The 25,720-nt window shown below is 43.2% G+C and carries 22 protein-coding genes; 20 read left to right on the top strand and 2 right to left on the bottom strand.

The features are described from left to right. Positions 1 to 11: 11 nt before the first annotated feature. The 5 genes from J3U68_RS04060 (at position 12) to J3U68_RS04040 (ending at position 4,499) form a co-directional block, all read left to right on the top strand. The gene (locus tag J3U68_RS04060) at positions 12 to 833 is read left to right on the top strand and encodes a symmetrical bis(5'-nucleosyl)-tetraphosphatase (protein WP_267374919.1); all 822 of its coding nucleotides are present in this window, start codon (positions 12 to 14) and stop codon (positions 831 to 833) included. A 257-nt stretch (positions 834 to 1,090) separates the two neighbouring features. Continuing rightward, positions 1,091 to 1,645: a hypothetical protein gene (locus tag J3U68_RS04055; RefSeq protein WP_267374918.1), complete on the top strand. Its 555-nt coding sequence runs from the start codon at positions 1,091 to 1,093 to the stop codon at positions 1,643 to 1,645. Between the two features lie 226 nt (positions 1,646 to 1,871). Further along, positions 1,872 to 2,405, top strand: coding sequence for an ATP-dependent protease subunit HslV (gene hslV, locus J3U68_RS04050; protein ID WP_267374916.1), 534 nt, complete (start codon positions 1,872 to 1,874; stop codon positions 2,403 to 2,405). Between the two features lie 55 nt (positions 2,406 to 2,460). Then, positions 2,461 to 3,798 (top strand): ATP-dependent protease ATPase subunit HslU, encoded by a 1,338-nt coding sequence (gene hslU, locus J3U68_RS04045; RefSeq protein WP_267374915.1) that lies wholly within the window; start codon positions 2,461 to 2,463, stop codon positions 3,796 to 3,798. 155 nt (positions 3,799 to 3,953) lie between these two features. Next, complete coding sequence (locus J3U68_RS04040) at positions 3,954 to 4,499, top strand: biotin transporter BioY (protein WP_267374913.1); 546 nt, start codon at positions 3,954 to 3,956, stop codon at positions 4,497 to 4,499. A 459-nt stretch (positions 4,500 to 4,958) separates the two neighbouring features. On the opposite strand, the gene J3U68_RS04035 is transcribed toward J3U68_RS04040, so the two are convergent. Next, entirely contained in the window at positions 4,959 to 5,297 is a 339-nt protein-coding gene (locus J3U68_RS04035) for a P-II family nitrogen regulator (protein ID WP_267374911.1), read from the bottom strand. A gap of 170 nt (positions 5,298 to 5,467) precedes the next feature. Between J3U68_RS04035 and purL the strand changes: the two genes are divergently transcribed. The 15 genes from purL to J3U68_RS03960 all read left to right on the top strand — a co-directional run bounded on the left by purL (position 5,468) and on the right by J3U68_RS03960 (position 23,544). Then, complete coding sequence (purL, locus tag J3U68_RS04030; protein ID WP_267374908.1) at positions 5,468 to 9,403, top strand: phosphoribosylformylglycinamidine synthase; 3,936 nt, start codon at positions 5,468 to 5,470, stop codon at positions 9,401 to 9,403. A 20-nt stretch (positions 9,404 to 9,423) separates the two neighbouring features. Further along, complete coding sequence (luxS, locus tag J3U68_RS04025) at positions 9,424 to 9,930, top strand: S-ribosylhomocysteine lyase (protein WP_267374905.1); 507 nt, start codon at positions 9,424 to 9,426, stop codon at positions 9,928 to 9,930. A 376-nt stretch (positions 9,931 to 10,306) separates the two neighbouring features. Continuing rightward, positions 10,307 to 12,586 (top strand): class 1a ribonucleoside-diphosphate reductase subunit alpha, encoded by a 2,280-nt coding sequence (gene nrdA, locus J3U68_RS04020; RefSeq protein ID WP_267374902.1) that lies wholly within the window; start codon positions 10,307 to 10,309, stop codon positions 12,584 to 12,586. Positions 12,587 to 12,666: 80 nt separating this feature from the next. After that, positions 12,667 to 13,800 (top strand): class Ia ribonucleoside-diphosphate reductase subunit beta, encoded by a 1,134-nt coding sequence (gene nrdB / locus J3U68_RS04015; RefSeq protein WP_267376209.1) that lies wholly within the window; start codon positions 12,667 to 12,669, stop codon positions 13,798 to 13,800. A gap of 57 nt (positions 13,801 to 13,857) precedes the next feature. Then, a complete protein-coding gene (gene yfaE / locus J3U68_RS04010; protein WP_267374900.1) occupies positions 13,858 to 14,172 on the top strand; it encodes a class I ribonucleotide reductase maintenance protein YfaE in 315 nt (104 codons plus the stop codon). A gap of 71 nt (positions 14,173 to 14,243) precedes the next feature. Continuing rightward, complete coding sequence (gene pdxJ / locus J3U68_RS04005; protein ID WP_267374897.1) at positions 14,244 to 14,975, top strand: pyridoxine 5'-phosphate synthase; 732 nt, start codon at positions 14,244 to 14,246, stop codon at positions 14,973 to 14,975. 20 nt (positions 14,976 to 14,995) lie between these two features. Continuing rightward, positions 14,996 to 15,382, top strand: a complete 387-nt coding sequence (gene acpS, locus J3U68_RS04000) for a holo-ACP synthase (protein WP_267374894.1) — start codon at positions 14,996 to 14,998, stop codon at positions 15,380 to 15,382. Beyond that, positions 15,379 to 16,158 carry an NUDIX domain-containing protein gene (locus J3U68_RS03995; RefSeq protein ID WP_267374891.1) on the top strand — a complete coding sequence of 260 codons (780 nt, stop codon included), beginning with the start codon at positions 15,379 to 15,381 and terminating at the stop codon, positions 16,156 to 16,158. Before acpS ends, J3U68_RS03995 begins: the two co-directional genes overlap by 4 nt. A gap of 529 nt (positions 16,159 to 16,687) precedes the next feature. Then, complete coding sequence (locus J3U68_RS03990; protein WP_267374888.1) at positions 16,688 to 16,993, top strand: accessory factor UbiK family protein; 306 nt, start codon at positions 16,688 to 16,690, stop codon at positions 16,991 to 16,993. A 12-nt stretch (positions 16,994 to 17,005) separates the two neighbouring features. Then, the gene (locus J3U68_RS03985; RefSeq protein ID WP_267374886.1) at positions 17,006 to 18,502 is read left to right on the top strand and encodes a YifB family Mg chelatase-like AAA ATPase; all 1,497 of its coding nucleotides are present in this window, start codon (positions 17,006 to 17,008) and stop codon (positions 18,500 to 18,502) included. Between the two features lie 89 nt (positions 18,503 to 18,591). Then, a complete protein-coding gene (locus J3U68_RS03980; protein ID WP_267374883.1) occupies positions 18,592 to 19,272 on the top strand; it encodes an SPOR domain-containing protein in 681 nt (226 codons plus the stop codon). 31 nt (positions 19,273 to 19,303) lie between these two features. Beyond that, positions 19,304 to 20,014, top strand: coding sequence for a thiol:disulfide interchange protein DsbA/DsbL (locus J3U68_RS03975; RefSeq protein ID WP_267374880.1), 711 nt, complete (start codon positions 19,304 to 19,306; stop codon positions 20,012 to 20,014). 89 nt (positions 20,015 to 20,103) lie between these two features. Further along, the gene (locus J3U68_RS03970) at positions 20,104 to 20,922 is read left to right on the top strand and encodes an undecaprenyl-diphosphate phosphatase (protein ID WP_267374877.1); all 819 of its coding nucleotides are present in this window, start codon (positions 20,104 to 20,106) and stop codon (positions 20,920 to 20,922) included. Positions 20,923 to 21,062: 140 nt separating this feature from the next. Further along, entirely contained in the window at positions 21,063 to 22,217 is a 1,155-nt protein-coding gene (locus J3U68_RS03965) for an ATP phosphoribosyltransferase regulatory subunit (protein WP_267374874.1), read from the top strand. Between the two features lie 34 nt (positions 22,218 to 22,251). Continuing rightward, positions 22,252 to 23,544: an adenylosuccinate synthase gene (locus J3U68_RS03960; protein ID WP_267374872.1), complete on the top strand. Its 1,293-nt coding sequence runs from the start codon at positions 22,252 to 22,254 to the stop codon at positions 23,542 to 23,544. A gap of 87 nt (positions 23,545 to 23,631) precedes the next feature. Here the strand turns inward: J3U68_RS03960 and J3U68_RS03955 are convergent, their stop codons facing one another. Further along, positions 23,632 to 24,741 carry a D-alanyl-D-alanine carboxypeptidase family protein gene (locus tag J3U68_RS03955; protein ID WP_267374870.1) on the bottom strand — a complete coding sequence of 370 codons (1,110 nt, stop codon included), beginning with the start codon at positions 24,739 to 24,741 and terminating at the stop codon, positions 23,632 to 23,634. Between the last annotated feature and the right edge of the window lie 979 nt (positions 24,742 to 25,720).

Raw genomic sequence — 25,720 nt, 5'->3', positions numbered from 1 at the left:
AGGTTTAGATTATGACGCAGTATGTTATTGGAGATATTCAGGGATGTCTGGCTGAGCTAAATAGGCTCTTGGTAGAACTCGCCTTTAATCCCGGTAAAGACACTCTGTGGTTTACTGGCGATTTGGTTAACCGCGGTCCACAATCACTGCAAACACTGCGTCTGATCTACCAAAATGATGGCTGTATGCAAACCGTGCTGGGTAATCATGATTTGCATTTGCTGGCTTTACATTATGGCTATGGGAAGATCAAACGTTCAGATACCATCAGCGATATTTTGCTTGCGCCAGATAAAAACCAGTTGTTAGGCTGGCTTGAGCAGCAACCTTTAATGTTACAGCAGCATGATTTCGTTATGGTACATGCAGGCATCTGGCCAGAATGGAGCATCACCCAAGCACAAGCTTTGGCTCATGAAGTGGAAAACGAATTACACACCTCACCGGCGGATTTCTTTGCGCAAATGTATGGTAATAAACCTGACTGCTGGCACGCTGATCTGCAAGGAGCGGAGCGATTACGCTTTATCACCAATGTATTTACTCGCATGCGGGCATTAACGAAAAAAGGCAAGCTAGATTTTGATTACAAATCGACCTTAGCGCAGATGCCGGCTGATCTTATCGCCTGGTTTCAGGCTGATCATCGCCACAATACTGATAAAACCATTTTGTTTGGTCACTGGTCTGCATTGGGTTTATATCGCGGTCAAAATGTCATTTGTTTGGATACCGGTGCATTGTGGGGAGGATCATTAACCGCATTGAATCTTGACGATCTGTCTACGACACAAATACCAAGTCAAACAAAGTTAAATTTAGAAAATATATGATTAGAAAAATTCTCTTTAATCAATAACCTATTTATATAATTAGACAATTTAATGACCCAAAATACCCGTTGTAGACAATATTTCATCTGCCATCAGGGCTAATTTTAGAAGATACCTGATTTAAACATTTTTAAACTGTTTCAACATAAGACTAAAAAACAATAAGATACCTCTATTGCAACTTTACCTAAGCCAAGTATTATTAGCGATGTAATTGATCCTGAATAACTTTAATTTTACATATCAAAGGAATGAATATGAAAAAAGTACTGATCCCTGCTGCCATGCTGATGCTGGCCTTAACTGGTTGTGCCTCTAAATCTCACCATCACAGAACACCCGTGGCTAAAACCACCACTACTGTGACTACTCAGTCTACGACTACTGATGTACAGATTGATGGCAAACAAGAAGTCGCTTACCTTTGCGGTGCCGGAAGCGTGAAAAATCCTTTACGGGTAATGTACGGTTTTCAGGGTCAAAACGTTGTCGCCGCTCAGGTGAATTATCAAGGTGCTTTATCACCAGTGATGATGCGTGATAACAGCGATGTTAATTACAATACTTTTGTTTCTCCACAAGGCATATCCTGGAAAACTGGTTTAGCAACCAAAGATACTGTGGATAGAGTGAATGCTGTGGGTTTGGTACAACCTGCTAGACAGGTGATTAATGGTCAAGAACAGATTGCGCCACAGATCGTCACTCAAAATTGTATTATCGATGATGGTCGAGCTACTGCTGCTCCAGTGACTAAAGTGAAAAAAACCAAAACTGTCACTACTCGTAAAGTGTACAGAAAACGTAAATAATCTGATCGCAACTCTGAAGCATGGCAACCTTTTGGTTGCCATTTTTTTTTGCATTACCACCACAACCCTTTCTATTGCGTCTTTCTATTTCGGCATTAGTTAAATACACTATTTTTTCTTCTTATTGATATTTACAATCTTGAAAGCCAGCTATTGTGCCCCTATTTAAACGCTGTTATTTATTCTGACGGCCATCAATACCGTCATCAGCAAAGGATCCCCTAATATGCAGCAATTTGACGGCACTACCATCGTTTCCGTCCGTCGCGGCGAAAATGTCGCTATAGGTGGAGATGGTCAAGTCACACTGGGAAATACCATCATTAAAGGTACTGCGCGTAAAGTACGTAAACTTTATAACAATCAAGTATTGGCTGGTTTTGCCGGTGGCACTGCTGATGCCTTCACCTTGATTGAATTATTTGAAAGTAAATTGCAAAAGCATCAAGGTAAATTAATGATTGCAGCCATTGAACTGGCGAAAGAATGGCGTACTGATCGTGCTTTACGTCGTCTGGAAGCCATGCTGATTGTTGCAGATAAACACAATACTCTGGTTATTACGGGTAATGGAGATGTACTAGAACCAGAGCACAGCATAGCAGCGATTGGTTCTGGTGGTGCTTTTGCCCAATCAGCAGCTCGCGCTTTAATGGAAAACACCGAGCTTGAGCCCAAAGACGTGGTGAAAAAATCTTTGGAAATTGCCGGAGATATTTGTATTTACACCAATCAAAATCATACGATCGAAACATTATAATTGTATTGACCGTTTAACTGATTATTGAACGGTCAACCATCAGGATTTAAATAAGATGACTACATCTGTAATGACACCAAGTGAAATTGTTCATGAACTGGATAATCACATTATTGGCCAAACAAAGGCCAAACGTGCGGTAGCGGTAGCATTGCGCAATCGTTATCGTCGCAGCCAGGTTAGCGAGCCATTACAAAGTGAAATTGTGCCGAAAAATATTCTTATGATCGGCCCAACTGGTGTGGGTAAAACCGAAATTGCCCGCCGTTTGGCTCGACTGGCTAATGCACCTTTTATTAAAGTTGAAGCAACCAAATTTACTGAGGTTGGCTATGTTGGTCGTGATGTCGACAGCATAATCCGTGATTTAATTGAGATTGCTTTGAAAAACATCCGCAATCTAACCATCAGTAAAAACCGTGACAGAGCGCAAGATGCTGCTGAAAACCGGATATTGGATGCCTTACTGCCTCCGCCACGTTCAGTTGGTTTCGCTGGCGAACCGCAAGAACCCACTCCGGAAAACCACACTCGGCAGAAATTCCGTCAGATGTTGCGTAAAGGCGAACTGGACGATAAAGAAATTGATATCGAAGTTTCTGCCAATGCGTCCCCTACTATGTCAGTAATGGGTCCTCCAGGCATGGAAGAATTCACCAATCAGTTGCAGGACATGTTCAGTAATATGGGTCAAGGCAAAACCAAAACCCAGAAAATGAAGGTGAGCAATGCGATGAAACTTCTGTTGGACGAAGAAGCTGCCAAACTGATTAGTGAAGAAGAATTGCGTGAACAGGCAATCAAAGCTGTGGAACAAAATGGCATCGTGTTTCTGGACGAAATCGACAAAATTGCCACCGACAGCAGCCGTCAAGGTGGTGACGTCTCCCGTCAGGGTGTGCAAAGAGATTTGCTGCCTTTAGTAGAAGGCACAACTGTGCAAACCAAATATGGCATGATCAAAACTGATCACATTTTGTTTATTGCCTCTGGTGCCTTTCATTTGAGCCGCCCAAGTGATCTTATACCGGAATTGCAAGGTCGTTTTCCGATCAGAGTGGAGCTGAATAATTTAAGTGTGGATGATTTCAAAGCCATTCTAACCACTACCCATGCCAATCTGACCGAGCAATATAGTGCTTTATTGGCTACCGATGGTGTTAACCTGAAATTTAGTGATGAAGGTATTGGTCGCATCGCCGAAATTGCTTATCAGGTCAATGAAAAAACCGAAAACATCGGTGCACGACGTTTGCATACAGTAATGGAAAAATTGCTGGAAGATGTTTCATTTGAAGCGCCACAAGGTGATGTCGTTATTGACGCTGCATACGTGGATGCTCGCTTGCAGGATATCGCCGAGCGTGAAGATCTGGCTCGATACGTACTCTAAATTTTAGCGGCTTCGGCCGCTTTTTCTCGTTAATACGTGCACTTTAATTTGGTGGTTTGGATTAAAATGCTGTGAATCGCACAAATTAAATACCTAAAATAATGACATCTTTACCTACAAAAAGTTTTAAACCTTTCATAATTCAATTTTGCCCATTGCATCACTGGTGGCTTAAATTAATCATCACCACGATAGCTTCACTTTTATTAGCCCTTTCGGCTAATGTCAGCTTACCCATCCAACCGGTTCCGTTATCTTTACAATCACTGGCCGTATTACTTATCGGTGCTTGTCTGGGTCGAAAACTTGGCTGTCTGGCTATTATTGAATATTTAGCGCTCGGGGCATGCGGCTTACCTTTTTTTGCCGGTGGTCATGGCGGTATCTCTGTTTTAACATCCCTTTCTGCCGGTTACTTATACGGCTTTATTGCATCCGCCTACATTGCCGGCTGGGCTGCAGAAAAGGGTTATGATCGTTGTTTTTTGCGCTGTCTGGTTTCATTTGCGATTGCACATCAAATTATTTTTGTGTTCGGTGTCGCCTATTTAGCCTGGTATAACCAAATTAGCTTGATAAAAGCATTCAACATTGGTTATTTACCCTTTGCTGGCTTCGATGTGGTGAAATTTTTTATCGCAACCATTTTGATGTTTTTTTTATGGAACAGCAGAAGCACCCATGCCGCTTTGCATAAATAATCTATGTTTACGACAAATGTATCGCTGAGTGTTGATGCTTTTACATTTGCCGTAATGAGATGAACTAACGCTATCGGTCAACCAATTTCAATCTGTATCGGTAGTGATCGTAGCTCTTTATGCGCAATCTACTTTACAATGGCAAATAGCGTAAACCAGATTGCTGCTAGATTGGTTGAAAGAAAATAGGCTATAGATTAAATTTTCAAGCTTTTTATAAGGCTATGTAGCCCTGAGCAACTTTCAATTAAAAGAAAATGTTACTCATTAACCACGGTATATTTTTCAGATAAGTTTTAAAGCTATGTCACCACATATATAACTATAGTTTGATATATGCTGTTAGCAACCTAAGGTCAGTCATCTATTGCATTGACTTAGCTTATATTATTAGTTGAATAAGATAAAATTTAAAACAGGCTGTGTAAATCACAGCCTGTTTGCTTAGTTTATAAAAATTTATAATGCTGCATCATTTTTTTCACCGGTTCGAATCCGCACCACTTGTTCCACGGGCAAGACAAAAATTTTACCGTCACCAATTTTGCCTGAATGCGCCGCCGCTACAATAATTTCTATGGCTTGTTCTACTCTGTCATCCGGCAACACCAGCTCGATTTTCACTTTCGGCAAAAAATCCACTGCATATTCAGCACCGCGATAAATCTCTGTATGACCTTTTTGCCGGCCGAAACCTCTAACCTCGGTCACGGTCATGCCCGAAAAACCCACATCGGATAATGCTTCACGAACATCATCCAATTTGAATGGTTTAATAATTGCTTCAATTTTTTTCATACCAGCAATTTCCTTTTTCTGATACCCATCTAAATTAAACTAACATATACTTAAAGCAAACTCAATCTACCTTAAAATAAAGCAACAAAACCCAAGCAAAGCAATTGATTTTCGCGTAAAATCGCTTGGCTAAATTACCCAAACTTCTTCATAAGTGAGCTAAACTCATCATGTCAGATGTGCTGTCACTAGGCGGCGAGGCCGCGCTTTCATCTTTCCGTATCGAAAAAATACGTCAAAAAAGTTTATCTTTACAGCTGGACCAGCAAATCAGCATCACCAGTGAATATCGCTATTTTGTGGCAACCAGCTCTGCATTAAATGCGGATGATCAACATAAGTTGTTGCAGCTACTGCACGCTCATGAGATCAACCACTCAACCTCAGATGGTTCGCAAATATTAATCACCCCCAGACTTGGCACCATTTCGCCTTGGTCATCCAAAGCCACAGATATTGCTCATAATTGTGGGTTGAAAACCATAGATCGAATTGAACGCGGCATTCTGTATCGCTTTTCGCGTCAACTGACTGAGCAAGAACAACAGCAATGGGCTAGTTTGCTGCATGACCGCATGACTGAAAGCGTTATATATGATGTGGATGGGGCCAAGCAACTGTTTCAGCACATTCAGCCAGAAACATTCAGCAGCATCGACATTTTAAACCAAGGAAAATCAGCCTTAGATAAAGCCAATCTGGATATGGGATTGGCTTTATCTACAGATGAAATAGATTATCTCTTAGCCAATTATCAAGCGCTACAGCGTAATCCTACTGATGTTGAGCTGATGATGTTTGCTCAGGCCAATTCTGAACACTGCCGGCATAAAATCTTTAATGCGGATTTTGTGATCAATGATCAGCCCATGCCAAAATCCCTATTTGGGATGATTCGAGATACGCACACAGCCCACCCAGACGGAACATTAGTAGCCTATAAAGACAATTCATCTATCATCAGTGGCGCCCAGATCGAACGGTTTTATCCGCAACCTAATCAGCAGCAAAAATATAGTTTTAAGCTGGAACATACGCACATTTTGATGAAAGTGGAAACACATAATCACCCCACTGCCATTGCCCCGTTTGCCGGCGCGGCAACCGGTGCCGGTGGAGAAATCCGCGATGAAGGAGCAACAGGCAAAGGTGCTCGTCCTAAAGCAGGCTTAAGTGGCTTTAGTGTTTCAAATCTGATGATCCCTGAACTGATCCAACCATGGGAACAGTATAGCCAGACTCAACTGAGCTATGGCAAACCTGAACATATCAGTAGTGCATTAGAAATTATGCTCGACGGACCGATTGGTGCCGCGGCTTTCAATAACGAATTCGGACGCCCAAATCTTTGCGGATATTTCCGGACTTTTGAGGAATTATTCGCTGGACGTATGCGTGGTTTTCACAAGCCAATCATGATTGCTGGTGGTTTGGGCAATATCCAGCAGCAACAAGTTCACAAAGACGTCATTCCAGCAGGAGCTTTACTGATTCAATTAGGTGGACCGGGTTTATTGATTGGATTGGGGGGGGGTGCCGCATCGAGTATGAATAGCGGAGCCAATCATGCCGAACTAGACTTTGATTCCGTCCAGCGTGGAAATCCAGAAATAGAACGACGTGCTCAGGAAGTTATTGATCGTTGTTGGCAACTGGGGGCAGATAATCCGATAATCTCTATCCATGACGTGGGCGCAGGCGGTTTGTCCAATGCCCTGCCGGAATTGGTTAACGATGCGGGTCGTGGTGCTATTTTTAACTTACGCCATATTCCAATTGAAGAGCACGGTTTAACTCCGTTACAGATCTGGTGTAACGAAGCACAAGAACGCTATGTATTAGCTGTGTTACCACAAAATTTAGCCCTATTTCGCCAGATCTGTGAACGGGAACGTTGTCCGTTTGCCGTTGTGGGTACGGCTACAGAGCAACAACAACTCCAATTACATGATGATCTGTTTGCCAATGATCCGGTCAATCTTCCACTGAATGTGTTATTAGGCAAACCACCTAAAGTAACCCGCTATGATCACACTGTGACAGAGCCAGTTGTCCCATTTGATGCCAGCACTATTAATATTCGTGATAGCGTATATCGGGTGCTGCGGTTACCAGCTGTGGCCAGTAAACAGTTTTTAATTACGATTGGCGACCGTTCAGTTGGCGGGCTAACCCATCGTGATCAGATGGTGGGTCGTTTTCAGACACCGGTTGCCGATGTCGCTGTGACCAAAATGGGCTTTCAGACTGTGTTGGGCGAAGCCATGAGTATGGGGGAAAAATCACCGCTGGCTCTATTTTCCGGTGCCGCATCCGGTCGCATGGCTGTGGGTGAAGCTTTAACCAACATAGCCGCGGCCGATATTGGCGCCATGAGCCACATCAAACTTTCCGCTAATTGGATGGCAGCCTGCGGTCATCAGGGTGAAGATGCCCGACTGTACGAAACTGTACAAGCAGTATCGGAACTGTGTCAGCAGCTGCACATTAGTATTCCTGTCGGCAAGGACTCTTTATCCATGCAAACCAAATGGCAGGAAGATGAGCAGGAGAAAAGCGTCATTTCGCCATTGTCCGCCATTATTACCGCCTTCGCTCCCGTTCAAAATGTCACTAAAACATTGACCCCAGAACTAAAAAATATTCCTAACACATCCTTGTTATTAGTGGATTTAGGACGGGGTCATGACCGCATGGGTGGCAGCGCTTTGCAACAAGTATGGAACAACTTGTCTGGTACGGCACCTGATATTGATTCTGCCAACACAGTATCTGCGTTCTTTAAAATCATACAAGATCTGCTCCAAGCAGAAAAAATTCTGGCTTATCATGACCGCAGCGATGGTGGACTGATTGTCACTTTAGCCGAAATGATGTTTGCTGCTCATCTTGGATTGAGTATTGATCTTACTTCGCTCATCCAGCAAACCCAGGGTCAATTAACTGCTCAACAACACCATGAAAGAGCTGTGCGTTGTTTGTTCAACGAAGAGCTGGGTGTTGTCATACAGGTATACAACCATGATATTGATTCTATTAAAGCAGCATTTGCTGCAGCCAACCTGACTGATGTGGTTCATGTTTTAGGGCAGCTCAATCAAGCAGACCAACTGGTAATCAGTCACAACCAGAATATTTTGCTTAACGAGCGTCGCGTTGAATTGCAAAAAGCTTGGAGTGAAACAAGCTATCACTTACAGCGTTTGCGTGACCATCCTGACTGTGCAGACAGCGAATTTGCGTTGATAGATCATGAACAGCAACAAGGATTATTTGCTCAGTTAAGTTTCAACCCTAGCGAAGATCCAGCACTTCCCTATATCAATCAAGGTATACGCCCCAAAGTTGCGGTATTACGTGAACAGGGAATTAATGGGCAAGTTGAAATGGCCGCGGCTTTTGCTCGAGCTGGTTTTGATGCATTTGATGTGCACATGAGTGATTTAATTGCTGGTCGTTTTGACTTGAAAGATGTTCAATTATTAGCAGCTTGTGGTGGTTTTAGCTATGGTGATGTATTGGGCGCGGGAAGCGGTTGGGCAAAAAGTATTCTCTTTAATCCCAGACTGCGTGATGCATTTAGCCAATTCTTTGCCAATGAAAATACGCTGACACTAGGGGTTTGCAATGGGTGTCAGATGTTAAGTCAACTGGCTGAAATCATACCTGGCGCTGAGTCTTGGCCACGATTTAAACGCAATCAATCAGAACAGTTTGAAGCCCGTCTGAGCATGGTCACCATCCCAACCTCGTCTTCTTTAATTTTGGCTGATATGGCTGGCAGCAGTCTGCCTGTCGTGGTTAGTCATGGAGAGGGACGTGCTGATTTTTTCCATTTGAACAGCGCTGCCATTCCCGCTCAAGTTGAGATAGCCCTACAATATGTCGATGGGCAAAATCAGGTGACCAACACCTATCCGCTCAATCCAAACGGTTCTGCAGCAGGTATAGCCGGTGTCAGCAATCGTGATGGTCGCGTTACCATCATGATGCCACATCCAGAACGCGTATTTCAGACCGATCAGATGAGTTGGTCTCCGTCTGACTGGCCGGAAATGTCTGGCTGGTATCGCCTATTTGCCAGTGCCCGACACGTACTGAAATAAAGATAAGAAAGGACAACAACATGCCATTACTGGATAGTTTTACCGTTGACCATACGCGCATGAAAGCGCCAGCCGTACGCGTGGCCAAAAACATGCATAGTCCCAAGGGCGATGTGATTACCGTCTATGATCTGCGCTTTTGCCAGCCCAATCAAGATATCTTGCCAGAAAAAGGCATGCACACACTGGAACATCTGTTTGCCGGCTTTATGCGTGATCACTTAAATAACGCCGAAGTAGAAATCATTGATATTTCACCGATGGGCTGCCGTACTGGATTCTATATGAGCTTGCTGGGTCAACCGGATGAGGCTACCGTGGCGGTGGCATGGGAAAAAGCCATGCACGATGTTCTTGCCGTTCCGGATCAAAACCACATCCCTGAATTGAACGTTTATCAATGCGGTACTTATCGTATGCATTCACTAGAGGAGGCGAAAAATATTGCTCGCACTATTCTCCATAGCCCTATTGCCGTCAATCATAATGAAGATTTAGCCTTAGATGAGACGCTTATACAACACTAAAATATAATCTGTGTAAGAACAGGATAAATTTAAGACAAAACTAAATCTGCTTAAAATTAAGGCAGATTTATTTTTTTGCTGAAACTATATATAGATAGAGATCGCCTTAGCTGTAAATTCAACTCAAAACGAATGCAGGATAAAAAATTTACACTACCAAAATTTTCCAACTTGAATTATCAAAAACGGTTATTAATCATAGTCATCATAACTTTTTTTTACAGATTGCATGATAAGTAGCGAATTTGGCTAATTTTGACAAGTCTTTTTTTTTAATTAAAAAACCAGTATATTGTGTTCCAAATAACAAGTGACCACTATATTTTGTGTTGTCACCATTTTTTTTCTGCTTTACTTCTGCAAGAAAGATTCACGAATGAATGCTGTAGCCAATCTAAAAGTAACCAAACGCGACGGCAGTTTGGAAGACATCAATCTGGATAAAATTCATAAAGTCGTTACCTGGGCTGCGGAAGGTCTGGATAATGTGTCAGTTTCACTGGTTGAAATGCGTTCACACATCCAGTTTTATAACGGCATTCGCACCGATGACATTCATGAAACCATCATTAAGGCTGCGGCAGATTTGATCTCGGTTGAATCACCAGATTATCAATATTTGGCTGCCCGTTTGGCTATCTTTCATCTGCGTAAAATCGCTTTTGGTCAGTTTGAACCACCACACCTGTATGATCACGTGTGCAAACTGACCAATGAAGGCAAATATGATGCGCATATTTTGCAAGACTATAGTCGTGCGGAATTTGATGAACTTAATGCCAGCATTGATCACAATCGTGACATGACTTTTTCTTATGCAGCAGTAAAACAACTGGATGGCAAATATTTGGTACAAAATCGCGTCACCAAGCAAATCTATGAAAGTCCGCAATTTCTTTATATGCTGGTGGCCATGTGTCTGTTTGCCCGCTATCCACAAGATAAGCGGCTGGATTATGTAAAGAAATTTTACCATGCCATCAGTACATTTAAAATTTCCTTGCCTACTCCTATTATGGCCGGCGTACGCACACCAACCCGTCAGTTTTCTTCCTGCGTTCTCATAGAATGTGATGACAGCTTGGACAGCATCAATGCCACCACCAGTGCCATCGTAAAATACGTATCTCAGCGTGCTGGTATTGGCATCAATGCTGGACGTATTCGCGCTTTAGGTAGCGAAATTCGTGGTGGAGAAGCCCAACATACTGGCTGTATTCCCTTCTATAAAATGTTTCAGGCAGCTGTTAAATCTTGCTCACAAGGCGGAGTGCGTGGTGGCGCAGCTACCTTATTCTATCCTTTGTGGCATTTAGAAGTAGAAAGCTTGCTGGTTTTAAGAAACAATCGGGGCGTAGAAGAAAACCGCGTCCGTCATCTGGATTACGGCGTACAGATCAACCGTTTACTCTATACCCGTTTAATCAAAAACAGCGATATTACCCTGTTCTCTCCGTCAGATGTTCCGGGTTTATACGATGCATTTTTTACTGACCAAGATGAATTTGAACGTTTATACGAAATGTATGAACGCGACGACACCATCACTAAACGCAGCATACCGGCAGTAGATTTATTCTCTTTATTGATGCAAGAGCGCGCCAGCACTGGCCGCATCTATATTCAAAATGTGGATCATTGCAATACCCATAGCCCATTTAATCCGCAATTGGCTCCAGTTCGTCAATCCAACCTATGTTTGGAAATCGCGTTACCAACCAAACCATTAAATGACATCAATGATCCTAATGGTGAAATCGCCTTATGCACGTTGTCGGCATTTAATCTTGGTGCCATTAACCATTTGGATGAACTGGAAGAACTGGCTGAACTGGCTACTCGTGCCTTAGATGCTTTGTTGGATTATCAAAATTATCCGATTAAAGCGGCCGAAGAAGCCACCATGAACAGACGAACCTTAGGTATTGGTGTCATTAATTATGCCTATTATCTGGCCAAAAACAAGGTTAAATATAGTGACGGATCGGCGATTGCGCTAACCCATCGAACCTTTGAAGCCATTCAATACTATGTACTTAAAGCTTCAGTAAAATTGGCTCAGGAACTGGGTGCATGTCCGAAATTCAGCGACACTACCTATGCACAGGGTCTGTTACCAATTGATACTTATAAAAAAGATTTGGATAAAATCTGTCAAGAACCATTACACTTAGATTGGGAAAGCTTGCGCGCAGACATCGTCAAACATGGTCTACGCAATTCCACCCTTACAGCTTTGATGCCTTCAGAAACTTCCAGTCAAATTGCTAATGCCACCAATGGTATCGAACCACCACGTGGTCTGGTTTCGATCAAAGCATCTAAAGATGGAATCTTAAAACAAGTTGTTCCCGAATTTGAGCGCTTGCAGCACCAGTATGAATTATTGTGGGATATGCCTGGCAACGAAGGCTACCTGCATCTGGTTGGTATTATGCAGAAATTCATCGACCAATCCATATCGGCTAATACCAATTACGACCCACAGCGTTTCGAAGGACAAAAAGTCCCCATGAAACAACTGATTAAAGACTTATTGACTGCATATAAATACGGTTTGAAAACCTTGTATTACCAAAATACCCGTGACGGAGCCGATGATATGCAAACCAATATTCAAGATGATGGCTGTGCCGGTGGCGCTTGCAAAATCTAACTTACACTCACATTGCGCTCATCTTCTGATTTAACGCAATTAAAGAAAAGAGAAATATTATGGCGTGTGAACATCTGACCATGAATTACAGCACATTCTGTCAAAAACCCAATGATCCGCTCAAAGAACCCATGTTCTTCGGCCAACCGGTTAACGTGGCACGTTACGATCAGCAAAAATTCGATATTTTTGAAAAATTGATTGAAAAACAATTATCTTTTTTCTGGCGACCAGAAGAAGTCGATTTGTCGCGTGACCGTATTGACTACGCCAATCTGCCAGAGCATGAAAAACATATTTTCATCAGCAACCTGAAATATCAAACCCTGCTTGATTCCATTCAGGGGCGTAGTCCTAATGTTGCCATGCTGCCACTGGTTTCCATACCCGAACTGGAAACCTGGATTGAAACCTGGTCATTTTCTGAAACCATTCATTCACGCAGCTACACGCATATCATTCGCAATATCGTTAATGATCCCAGCATCGTGTTTGATGACATCGTGCAGAATGCCCACATCATAGCCAGAGCAGAAGAAATCGCCTGTTATTATGACGATTTAATCGAATATACCCAATATTACAACCTACTGGGTGTCGGTCAACACCAAATCGATGGTAAAACCATTGATGTTGACTTACATACCTTAAAGAAAAAACTGTATCTGTGCCTGATGTGCGTTAACGTACTTGAAGCCATACGCTTTTACGTTTCCTTTGCTTGTTCTTTTGCCTTTGCCGAACGCGAATTAATGGAAGGTAATGCCAAAATCATCAAATTGATTGCTCGTGATGAAGCCTTGCACCTGACAGGCACTCAACAAATGCTCAACCTGATGCGCAATGGTGCCGATGATCCAGAAATGGTGCAAATTGCTGTTGAAACCGAAGAAGAATGTTTTCAAATTTTTCGTCGTGCTGCCATTCAGGAAAAAGAGTGGGCAGAATATTTGTTTAAAGACGGATCCATGATTGGTCTGAACAAAGATATACTTGGTCAATACATCGAATACATCACCAATCTACGCATGCAAGCTGTCGGTTTGCCAGTGGCTTTCGAACACGCCAAACAAAATCCTATTCCGTGGATTAATGCTTGGTTGTCTTCTGACAACGTTCAAGTGGCTCCTCAAGAAGTCGAAGTCAGCTCCTATCTGGTTGGTCAGATAGATGCTGAGCTCAGTGAGGATGATTTGAGCGATTTTGAATTGTAAATTATTGACCATTGATAATCTGCTGGGCCATGCTCAGCAGACATGTGCCTCCAAACCATGCTGATAACCACTTGTGACAAAACCTTCGCCTTGCAACCGGATGAAACCCTGTTAGAGGGTTTAGAGCGTACCGGTCATGACGTAGAATATCAATGTCGCAGTGGTTATTGTGGTTCCTGCCGCCTGAAACTCATTTCTGGACAAGTAAGCTATCCAGAACCACCACTGGCTTATGTTGGTAAAGATGAAATCTTACCATGCTGTTGTGTCCCGCAAACTGATTTGAACATCGTCTGTCATCTTAGAGTGGATGCACCTGAAAATCACCCAGATATTTTTGCCCGAGATTTATTCGATACTCAGTTAGATTAATCCAATTAGCTTTACAGCCATCGTTAGGCACGATATCTTAATAAACTCACTTATTGATGAAGGTAAAATCCATGTTACTCGGTGTGAACATCGATCATGTTGCAACCGTGCGCAATGCACGTGGTAGCATTTATCCCAGTCCGCTCGAAGCAGCTCTTTTGGCTGAAACTCATGGTGCTGACCTCATTACCATGCATTTGCGTGAAGACCGTCGCCACATCAAAGATGCTGATGTTTTCGCGGTAAAAAATGCCATCAGCACCAGACTTAATCTGGAAATGGCGTTAACCGAAGAAATGCTGGAAAACGCCCTCAGAGTACAGCCCGCTGATGTTTGCATTGTTCCAGAAAAAAGACAGGAAATCACCACAGAAGGCGGACTGGACGTATTGTCCCAACAACATAAAATAGCTGAATTCACCCAAATATTGACCGCTGCCGGCATCCGCGTTTCACTATTTATCGATGCAGATGCGGCGCAAGTTCAAGCCAGCCGAGAAGTGGGTGCACCCGTCATCGAACTACATACCGGTGCTTATGCAGATGCAGCGGATCAATCACAACGCCATCATCAGCTTATGCGCCTCGAAGAAGCTGCATTACAAGCCAGCGAACTGGGGCTGGTGGTCAACGCTGGACATGGACTTAATATTCACAATGTAGCATCCATTGCCAGAATACTGTCAATACAAGAACTTAATATCGGCCATGCCTTAATTGCTCAATCCATTTTTATGGGTTTACCCGCAGCAATATGCCAAATGAAAGAGGCCATTTTCCGCGCCCGCAGTATTCCTTATTAATTTATTGACAAGGGGATAAAATGATATACGGTATCGGTACAGATTTAGTAAGAATTGACCGTATCGCCAAAATGTGCAAATCCTACGGCGGCAATGCTGTAGCTAAAAAAATATTATCACGTGTTGAAGCATTGGAATGGCCGTCAGCAACCAATCCAGTCACCTTTCTGGCAAAACGCTTCGCCGCCAAAGAAGCCTTCGCCAAAGCAGTGCATACCGGTCTACGCAGTCCAGTGACATTACGCCATATTGGCATTGGGCATAACGCATTAGGTCGACCGGAATTTATTCTAGAAAAACCATTAGCTCAATGGATAGAAGAAAAAAACATCGGCTCCATTCATTTGAGCCTGAGCGATGAAGACAACCATATCATCGCTTTTGTTGTTGCCGAGTATGCCAAATGAACCCATCCAATCTTGTCGAAGTTGTAGCTGGCGTCCTCTATAATGAAGCCGGAGCCTTTTTATTAAGCTCAAGACCACCCGGCAAACCGTATGCAGGCTATTGGGAATTTGCTGGTGGAAAAGTTGAAGCTGGAGAAACCCGTTTGGCTGCATTACAACGAGAGTTTAATGAGGAACTTGGTATCCAAATCGTTGCCGCCAGCCCTTGGCTAACCAGAATTCATCATTATGAACATGCCGATGTTCATCTACATTTCTTTCGTATTGCCGCCAATCAGTGGCGCGGTCAACTGACTGCTCTGGAAAATCAAAGCTGGCATTGGCAACTACCGCATGAACAAACGGTAGCGCCAATGCTTCCGGCCAACGCCCCCATTTTGGCCGCTTTAGCCATTCCCACCCGCCTAATTGGCCATCTTTCAGCGGGATTTAGAGTCGATAACAACCATCAATCACCCCTGATGCAGCCATATCAGCATCACCTCGCTGAAAATACCTTGGTGTATGCAGAGGTTGGTCAGCTTGCAACCATTAGCCAACAACATTCCCTGGAACATCTCTGGACAGTTTGTCACAATCAAGATGAATGGCAACAAGCACAAGCTACCGCCGGTGTGATATGGCCATTGTACAACCAGCAAGACCAACAACAATTACTGCATTTATTACAACACAACGATATTCAGCTACCCATACTGGTTTTATATACAGAAAACTATACAGATAACATCAACTGGATGAGCCTGGGCGTGCATGGCATGATTAATGCAACATAAAACCTTTTTCAAAAAAGCGGCTTTGCACTTCAGCTAATCATTAATCTAGGTTTGGATGGGGCAGAAAACGACGACCTTTCTGCCCACAGCCAATTTAAAACGGACAAAAAGACTTAATGGAGAAATTGAATAAATTCAGCAGATGAGCATCAACAAGCTTTAACAAACCGATATCTCAGCAATAGCCACAAGTCATCGGTTTTATTACTATTGAAAAATGATAGTTGTATAAGTAGCCGAACCTTGCCGTATATCATCTTTAAACGCATTCATTCCAACTTCTCACCAGCTGAATAATTTCCTCAATATAAACCTAAGCCCTTTTGACCGCATATCGATTAGACAGCTTTAGGTATATCAAGTTTCGCCATATATACACATGGTATAATCTCATCATTATTTTTCTTGAGCTGCATATACTGATAACATAACCCATTGGCACATTAATTAGCATAGAAACATTGCATCAACAATAACTTCCTTCGTACAATGCAGCCAAGAGTTATTCATTTCCTCAAGGATTCAAATCATGCTGAATAAAAAACTTTTTGATGATATCAGCAGCAAAATCAGCGATACCATCGCCAATAGCCCCATTAAAGATGTGGAGCAGAATATCAAAGCCATTCTAACCAGTACCCTTAGTCGTCTGAATTTGGTTACCCGAGAAGAATTTGAGATCCAGCAGCAAGTATTATTAAAAACCAGAGAAAAACTGGCTGAATTGGAAGCGCAAGTTACTGCTTTGGCCGGAAAACTATCTGAGCAACCAGCTCAAATCAAAGATCATACTTCAGAATCGGCTGATACCGATCAAAACCAGCCTGCTCTTTAAAAGGACCAATGCATGACATGGGCCGTTGTATATAGTCGTGCCTTAGCCGGCATGGACGCGCCATTGGTAGAAGTTGAAGCCTATCTGGCCAACGGCCTACCATCATTCAACATCGTTGGATTACCCGATACCGAAGTAAAAGAAAGCCGCGATCGGGTACGTGCAGCCATCACCCAATCAGGCTACGATTTCCCTGCCAAAAAAATCACCGTAAATCTCGCTCCTGCCGATTTACCCAAAGAATCTGGTCGCTTTGATTTGCCCATTGCAATTGGCATATTGGCTGCCTCCGGTCAGATCGATCCGAAAAATCTACACCTGTATGAATTTGCCGGAGAGCTCGGATTATCAGGCCAAATTCGGCCGATCAGAGGAGCGATTGCCATGGCGCATGCCGCGCAACAACAGCAACGCGCTTTTATCCTGCCATGCGCTAACGCCCAGCAGACTTCTCTGTTGCCCGAAACCTGTGTGTACGGTGCCCAAACATTAACTGAAGTGGTGGCGCATCTTAACCAGATCCAACCGATGACAGCGGTGCAGCACCAACCATCCACATCAGCCTCCCATATCCCAGATTATCCAGATATGGCAGATGTACGCGGTCAGCAAACAGCCAAGCTGGCTTTGGAAATTGCTGCCGCTGGTGGTCACAGCTTATTGATGTCTGGTCCTCCAGGCACAGGCAAATCCATGCTAGCACAACGTTTGCCTGGAATTTTGCCACCATTGACTAATCAGGAACTGATTAGCGTATGGTCACTACAATCAATCTTACCGCATGAGCAACAAAAATATCAGCACATTCGTCCTTTTCGATCTCCTCATCATAGCACCTCTGCTGTAGCCTTGGTCGGAGGCGGTTCAGATCCTAAACCTGGTGAAATTTCTTTAGCCCATCATGGCATCCTTTTTTTAGATGAATTGCCCGAATTTGATCGGAAGGTATTGGAAGTGATGCGTGAACCACTGGAAAGTGGAGAAATTCATATTTCCCGTGCTGCCCGTCAGGCAACCTATCCAGCCCAATTCCAGTTAATAGCCGCCATGAATCCTTGTCCATGTGGTTACCTTGGTCATCCTAAAAAAGCTTGTCGCTGCACAGCTGAAGCCATTGCTCGCTACCGCAATAAAATTTCCGGTCCATTACTTGATCGCATCGACCTGACGATAGAAGTTCCCAGCCTGCCAACAACCGATTTATTAGAGCAACCCACTGGAGAATCCAGTGCCGTTATTCGGCAACGCGTTGAAGCAGCGCGTCAGCGACAATATCAGCGACAAAACAAAATTAACGCGCAACTTAGTAATCGTGAATTGGATCAATTGGCACGCATTACCACAGGGGCTAAAGAAACCCTTGCCGCCACCATGGAAAAACTCTCCTTATCAGCACGCAGCTTTCATCGGCTGTTACGTATTGGTCGTACCATAGCAGATCTAGCCGGAGCAAGCGAAGTGGAAACCAACCACATATTACATGCCATAAATTTCCGCCGTGCTTTATAATATCCGCCCTGAGCGCTCAGAATCATTAATTGTGCCCAAATTTTCTGCGTTCTTTTTTGCCATAATAGTGCTTATTAAAAGGCTTTACCATGCACACAAATGCTAAAACCCGTCAATCCGGCCAAGGTCTCACCAGTTTTATTGTCGGTTTACTGATTGCCACCCTCATCATCGCGGGTATCTTATATTTTCTAAACAACAGCAAATCAGATTTTAAAAATCCGACCGTTAACCGTAATCAGCCATCTGCTCCAGAAATATTAACCCCTGCCACCTCATCTATGCCTGAACTGCCCTCTCCGGTCATTCCACCCAGACAGCCAGCCAGTGCCCCCGATCAAGCTGCTTCACAGCCAGCGGCTTCAGATGTTGTCGTTGTTCAGCAAGACAATAACACCCCAAATACGCCAAACATTACACCCAAACCCAACCCAGTTAACCCTCCTGAACCGCCTAAAGTTCCTGTCACACCTGCTCAAATCCTGGAAAGTGGTAGCATAGAGAAAGCTCAAAATCTGGTTAACAAACTAAAGACGAAGAAAAATAGAGTTTATTTACAAATCGGATCTTTTAATAATCTTCCAGAAGCGGATACACAACGTGCTAAACTAGTCATGCTTGGCATCGACAGCAATATCAGCAGCGTTAACATCAATGGAACGACCCGATACCGCGTCGTCACCAACAGCATGAACCAAAATGACGCCATCCGTATCCAAGAAACTTTAAAACAGAATAATTTTGACAGTCTCACTAAAAGTGCCCCCTAAACCACCAATAACTTTCTAATAGGATTATAAAATGCTCAAAAAATTCTTTGCCATCATGGCCAGCAGCATGATTTTGATGAGTAGCCCAGTTCAGGCAGCCGTACTCAATGAAGACTACACCCTGGTAGAAAAACCCATTCCTCAACTGCATAAAAACAAAATTGAAGTGCTTGAATTTTTCGCCTACAACTGTATTCACTGTTATCACCTTGAACCACATATCCTCAAAGAAATGAAATCTTTTGCCTCGGATACCTACCTGCGTCCGGTTCATGTGGTGTGGGATGAAAACGTCTACTTAAACCTGGCACGAATAGCCGCAGCTGTTAACAGCAGTGGACTAAAACAAAGTGCAGATCCAGTTATATTTGATGCCCTATTTGAAAAAAAGATCGAACTGTGGAATCCCAAAGTTTTCAATCAATGGGCTAGTCAGCAAACAGCATTTGACGGCGCAAAACTGCTCAAAGCCTATAACAGCCTTGAAAATAGCGCAGAAACCAACAAAATGGATCAATTATCACGTCAATACAATATCACTCAAACGCCAATTGTCATTGTAGGCGGCAAATATAAAGTTAAATTTGACAAAGGATTTGAGGAGGGAATGAAAACAACACGTGAACTGATTGAAAAAGTGCGCAATGAAAATAGCAGCCAACTAGAGAACATGCGTAAACTACCCAAAAGTCTCGGCGCATCCATTGCCGGAAAAGTAAACACCGGCAATAATGTAAAATAATCACGCGTATACTCGTGTGCACTAATGAGCACACGAGTTTTATGAACACCTAAATTGTTGCAAATATTGCACAAAATATAGTAGTTAACATGGAAATTATATTATTTATCAAAGCTCTGATACTGGGTATTGTTGAAGGATTAACTGAGTTTCTCCCCGTTTCTAGTACCGGACACTTAATTGTTGCTGGCAACTTACTCAACTTCGAATCCACGGGTGAAGTATTTGACATTACCATTCAGCTAGGTGCCATTCTGGCCATTATTTTTGAATACAAACATCGCTTTGCGCACATCATCACCCATATCGGTAAAGAACCGGCCACCAATCGTTTCGTTCTTAATCTGGCCATAGCATTCATTCCTGCCGCCGTAGTGGGATTAATCTTTAGCAACCAGATCAAACATTACCTGTTTAATCCCATTAGCGTAGCCACCGCCCTGATCATTGGTGGTTTTTTGATTTTATGGATCGAAAGACGGCAAAGTCGTCGCGAACCCAAAATCAAAACCGTTGAACAAATGCGTCCTATAGATGCCTTAGTGGTTGGCTTGGCACAGATTCTGGCCTTAATTCCGGGTACTTCTCGTTCTGGCAGTACCATCATGGGCGGCATGTTGTGGGGAATAGAGCGTAAAACAGCAACAGAATTCTCATTCTTTTTGGCAGTGCCCGTCATGATTGCTGCTACTGGCTATGATATGCTCAAACATATTCACGAATTCACCCGTGATGATCTACTGCTGATTGCTGTTGGTTTTATCGCTGCATTCATTTCAGCACTGATTGCCGTCAAAGCCCTACTGCGCTTCGTTTCCCATAAAAACTATATTCCCTTTGCCTGGTATCGAATTATCTTCGGTGGCATCATCATCCTGACTTGGTTAACTGGCTGGGTTAAATGGTAAAATAAATCAGCATGTCGCTGGTCTATAAACGTTAATTTGTGATAAAGTTTGGTTGAAAAAACAAACTGAACAATACCCCCATTTTCAATGACTACACACTGGCTCTACGTCAGTGTGTCTCCTGTTTGTGAGGAATAACCATGCAGTTTTGGCAACTGCCCGAAAATATCGCCGACATCTTGCCCTCTACCGCACGCCAAATCGAAAGTGCCAGAGAGCAGTTGTTGGCTTTGTTTCGTGTTCATGGCTATGAACTTGTTAACCCTCCTTTACTCGAATACAGTACCTCCCTACTTACCCGCATCGATGAGGGATTATCTTTAAAAACCATTCGTATTGTCGATCAGCTCAGTGGTCGACAGCTGGGGATTCGCGCCGACATTACTCCCCAAGTGGCCAGAATAGATGCACATTTATTATCGGCCAATAGCGGCATTAATCGCCTGTGTTATGCTGGTTCAGTTTTACATGCCCGTCCAGATGGCTTTCTAACCACGCGCGAACCATTGCAGATCGGCGCTGAACTCTATGGATTTAGTGGCATAGAGGCTGATATCGAACTGATCGATTTAATGTTAAAAAGCCTGAATAAATTTAACATCAGCATGCCCACCCTATCCCTCGGACATCTTGGCATATTCAACGCATTAGCTTCGGCAGCTCAACTCAGCAGTCAACAAGCCGCCAGCTTATTACAATTGATGCAGAATAAAGACCGTGAAGCTATTGAACAACACCTACAACAATGGCAAATCGAACCTGAGTGGAGCAATGCTTTTATTACCCTACCCACATTATATGGGAACACATCAGTGCTACAGCAAGCATTGCAGCAGCTACCTAAATTGCCAGCCATTCAAACAGCATTACAACAATTGCAACAGATTTGCGACACCTTTCATGAGCATCAGATCTTTATTGATTTGAGTGATCTGCGAGTAGATACCTATCATACCGGCTTACTATTTGCGGTTTACAGCAATGAATGGCCAGATGCATTGGCACGCGGTGGACGCTATGATGGATTAGGTCAATATTTCGGTCGCAGTCGTCCAGCTTCAGGTTTCAGCTTTGACTTACGCAACTTAATCAAAAATCTTCCTGCCGAACAAAAACCGCAGGGTATTAAAGTTAACTACAAAGATGTGGCAGCAGCAAAACAACAAATAGATCAACTCCGCTTAGCCGGTGAATGTGTCATCATCGATTACACACCGCAAAGCAAAGATATACAGGGATGCGACCGTCAGCTAGTGTGGCAAAATCAGCAATGGCAGGTTATCCCTTTATCGTAACTACTTATCAATTAGCATGAGCAGGTAAAAATATATGGCAAAAAACGTCGTCGTTGTCGGTACCCAGTGGGGTGATGAAGGCAAAGGTAAAATTGTAGACTGGTTAACCGAACGCGCCGCAGGTGTTGTTCGATATCAAGGAGGACACAACGCTGGTCACACCTTGGTGGTTAATGGTAAAAAAACCGTGCTACGGTTAATACCTAGTGGCATATTGCACGCAGGAAAACGCTGTTTTATTGGTTCAGGTGTTGTCGTTTCACCAGAAGCCTTATTAAGTGAAATGGCTGAACTTCAAGCTGCCGGCATTGATGTCACCAAACAACTGACCATTGCCCCCACTTGCCCATTGATTCTGCCTTATCATATTGCGCTGGATCATGCCCGAGAAAGTGCCAAAGGCGATAAAAAAATTGGTACTACCGGTCGGGGTATCGGACCAGCATATGAAGATAAAATTGCCCGCCGTGCTGTCCGCGTGATCGATTTATTTCATCCGGAAAAACTACAACAGAAAATTGAAGAAGTCGTCGCTATCTACAATTGCCAACTAACTGGGTTGTATGGTCAGCCTCCCCTGGATGCCATGGCCATTTATCAGCAAACTTTAGCACTAGCAGAACAGATTCGACCCATGGTTGGAGACGTTTCGCGTGAATTGAACACCCTGAATGATCAAGGTGAATCAATACTTTTTGAAGGCGCACAAGGCACCTTCTTAGATATTGACTACGGCACCTATCCATACGTTACCTCCTCCAATTGTGTCGCTGGTGCTGCAGCCGTGGGATCTGGCGTAGGACCAACCAAACTGGATTACGTATTAGGAATCGTCAAAGCCTATACCACTCGGGTTGGTTCTGGTCCATTTCCAACCGAACTATTTGACAGTATTGGCGAAGGTCTAGCCAAACGCGGCAACGAATTTGGCGCAGTCACCGGTCGCCCGCGTCGTTGTGGTTGGTTTGATGCCGCATTGATGAAGCGCTCAATCCAAGTAAATGGCATCACTGGCTTATGCGTAACCAAACTTGATGTCATGGATGGTATGGACAGCATCAATATCTGCATCGGGTATGATTACAATGGTGATAAAATAGACATACTGCCTTGTGGCGCAGATGCAGTTGCCGCCTGCACCCCCATTTACGAGACCATGCCTGGCTGGCAAGAAAGCACCTTTGGCGTCAAAACCTATGATGCTTTGCCAGCTAATGCCAAAGCCTATCTTAAAAGAATTGAAGAATTATGTGGTGCGCCAATTGCCATGATTTCTACCGGTCCAGACCGAGAAGAAACCATACTGCTGCAACACCCATACGAATAAAATAGCACCAGCAATAAACCCATCTGATGATGGGTTTATTTTATGATTAGATTCAAATCAGGTTCATTACTGATTTTCATTTCCTCTTTAGTTAAAAATGCTCCTCAGCCACAAACCAAAGCGACTAAACCAATTATTCAAACCGCGCGCTTCTTGGACATCTTCAAGCGCCACCACATTTTTCTCTGCCACCACTTGATTTTTATCATTCAAAAGCTTCAACCTACCCAAAGACTGCCCTTTACGAATCGGCGCAACGACCGGTTGTACCGTCTCCAGTACAGATTTCAAACTTTTTTCACCCTCTGCGGGCAAAGTCACATAAGCAGCATGAATAAAACCTATTGGAACACTCGTGCTACTTCCCTTATACACACTTAACTCCGTTATTTTATGGTTCGCATCGTAAAGTTTTGCTACATTAGAAGAAGTTAGCGCCCAGCTTAATAACTTACTCCCTTCAGCTGCTCGAGCCTCATTGCTGTCCGCTCCAACTAAAATGGCTATGATACTTCTGCCATTACGCTTAGTGCTGATAGCCAAATTGTATCCACCATCAATGGTGTAACCGACCGCCATACCATCCACTTGGTCATCCCGGAATAACAACAAATTACGGTTTAACTGCGTCATGCCATTATTGACAAAAGATTTTCTGGCAAACCAACTTTGATATTGCGGAAAATCCCGTTGCAACAATTGTGCTATCTGCATCAGATCCCCCACACTACTATACTGACCTTCAGCAGCTAATCCCGTACAATTGATAAAATGCGTGTTTTTCAGTCCGAGCCTTTCAGCTTGCTCATTCATTTGACGTACAAAAGCTTTCTCACTCCCACTGATGGCGATAGCTAGCGTAATAGCGGCATCATTGGCAGAAATGGCCAGCATACCCTGAATCACATCTTCCGCTTTCATCGGTACATCAGGCTGCATAAATAGACGACTACCATCCGTTTGCCAACCACTGGTTGGTAATGTCAACATGGCATCTGCTTGAAGTTTTCCATCTTGCAATGCTTGAAAGACCAGATAAGTGGTCATGAGTTTAGTCAGAGCCGCAGGTTCAATCCGCGCATCAACATCTTGTCCAGCCAGTATCGTTTCACTTTGCTGATCAGCCACAACATAGGCAGCTGCATTGATAACAGGTGGCGGCTCAGCCATCGTGTACTGTACCGATACCAACAGCATGAGTGCACATAAGCAATTACATAAACTTTTCATATATCCTATATTCATTCATCTGAAATAGCTCAGAATCGAGATTGTCCTGAAAAAATCTGACTTAAAAATTTGGTTCAATGTCATTCAGAAGGCTGCTTCAAAAGCAGATTTGATCTACTGCATCAATGACCGCCCAAGTCAGCAAGCTGCAACTATAAATGACTTATTAACTCAGTGAAACAGATCATCTGCAATAAATAGCATTCACATCTACATTCAAAAACTTCATCATATTGACCAACTGTTGATCCAAGAACAATTAATTTACCACAATCACCAAGCTGAACAATGGTTTAACAGGTATTCTAGTTCAAAAACGGCTTATTTAGTTTATTATTTAAACGCAAAGTAAACCAAGCAGAATAACATAGCCAATCAGCATCACTGAATAAATCCGCTCTAAAGGGCGAAAACCTGCAATGCTGATAATGAGACGTAATTCATCTTCTATCATGATAAAAAGAACGCAATTTTTGGCTGTGCATTTAAAAAGAAACCAACATCATCAAAAAAATCAGCTTGGTTGCTTCTAATGTTATTACACCACCAAATTTATATCACAACTCACTTTACAAGTAATAAAGTAAAGATCTGATACGCTGCAACACCCTTGAGAAGACCATGCTCAAAATAATCTTAAACTGGCAATACCAGTCAATTTAGCTTTGATCAAGCACCGCTCTTCATCGCCCCATTTTGATCAGCGAGTAGTAGCCTTAGCTCACCTAAAACTCAACATTTTTAGCATAAACCACTGTGCATTCAGCATATTTTAAATTGCATATAAGTAACAATAACAATCAAATACGATAAAATTCTTAAGCTTAAACTGAATCTCTGGTGCTACCATTAATTGACATCACTTCAGCCTAAAATCCTCTAATAAAAATGCTCACCAATCCTTGCAATTCAATCATGCTGTAGTTTTGACATTTTCTAGCAAAGA

Source organism: Snodgrassella sp. B3882, from assembly GCF_026535915.1.
GTDB lineage: Bacteria > Pseudomonadota > Gammaproteobacteria > Burkholderiales > Neisseriaceae > Snodgrassella.
This window is presented reverse-complemented; position numbering and strand designations above follow the sequence as displayed.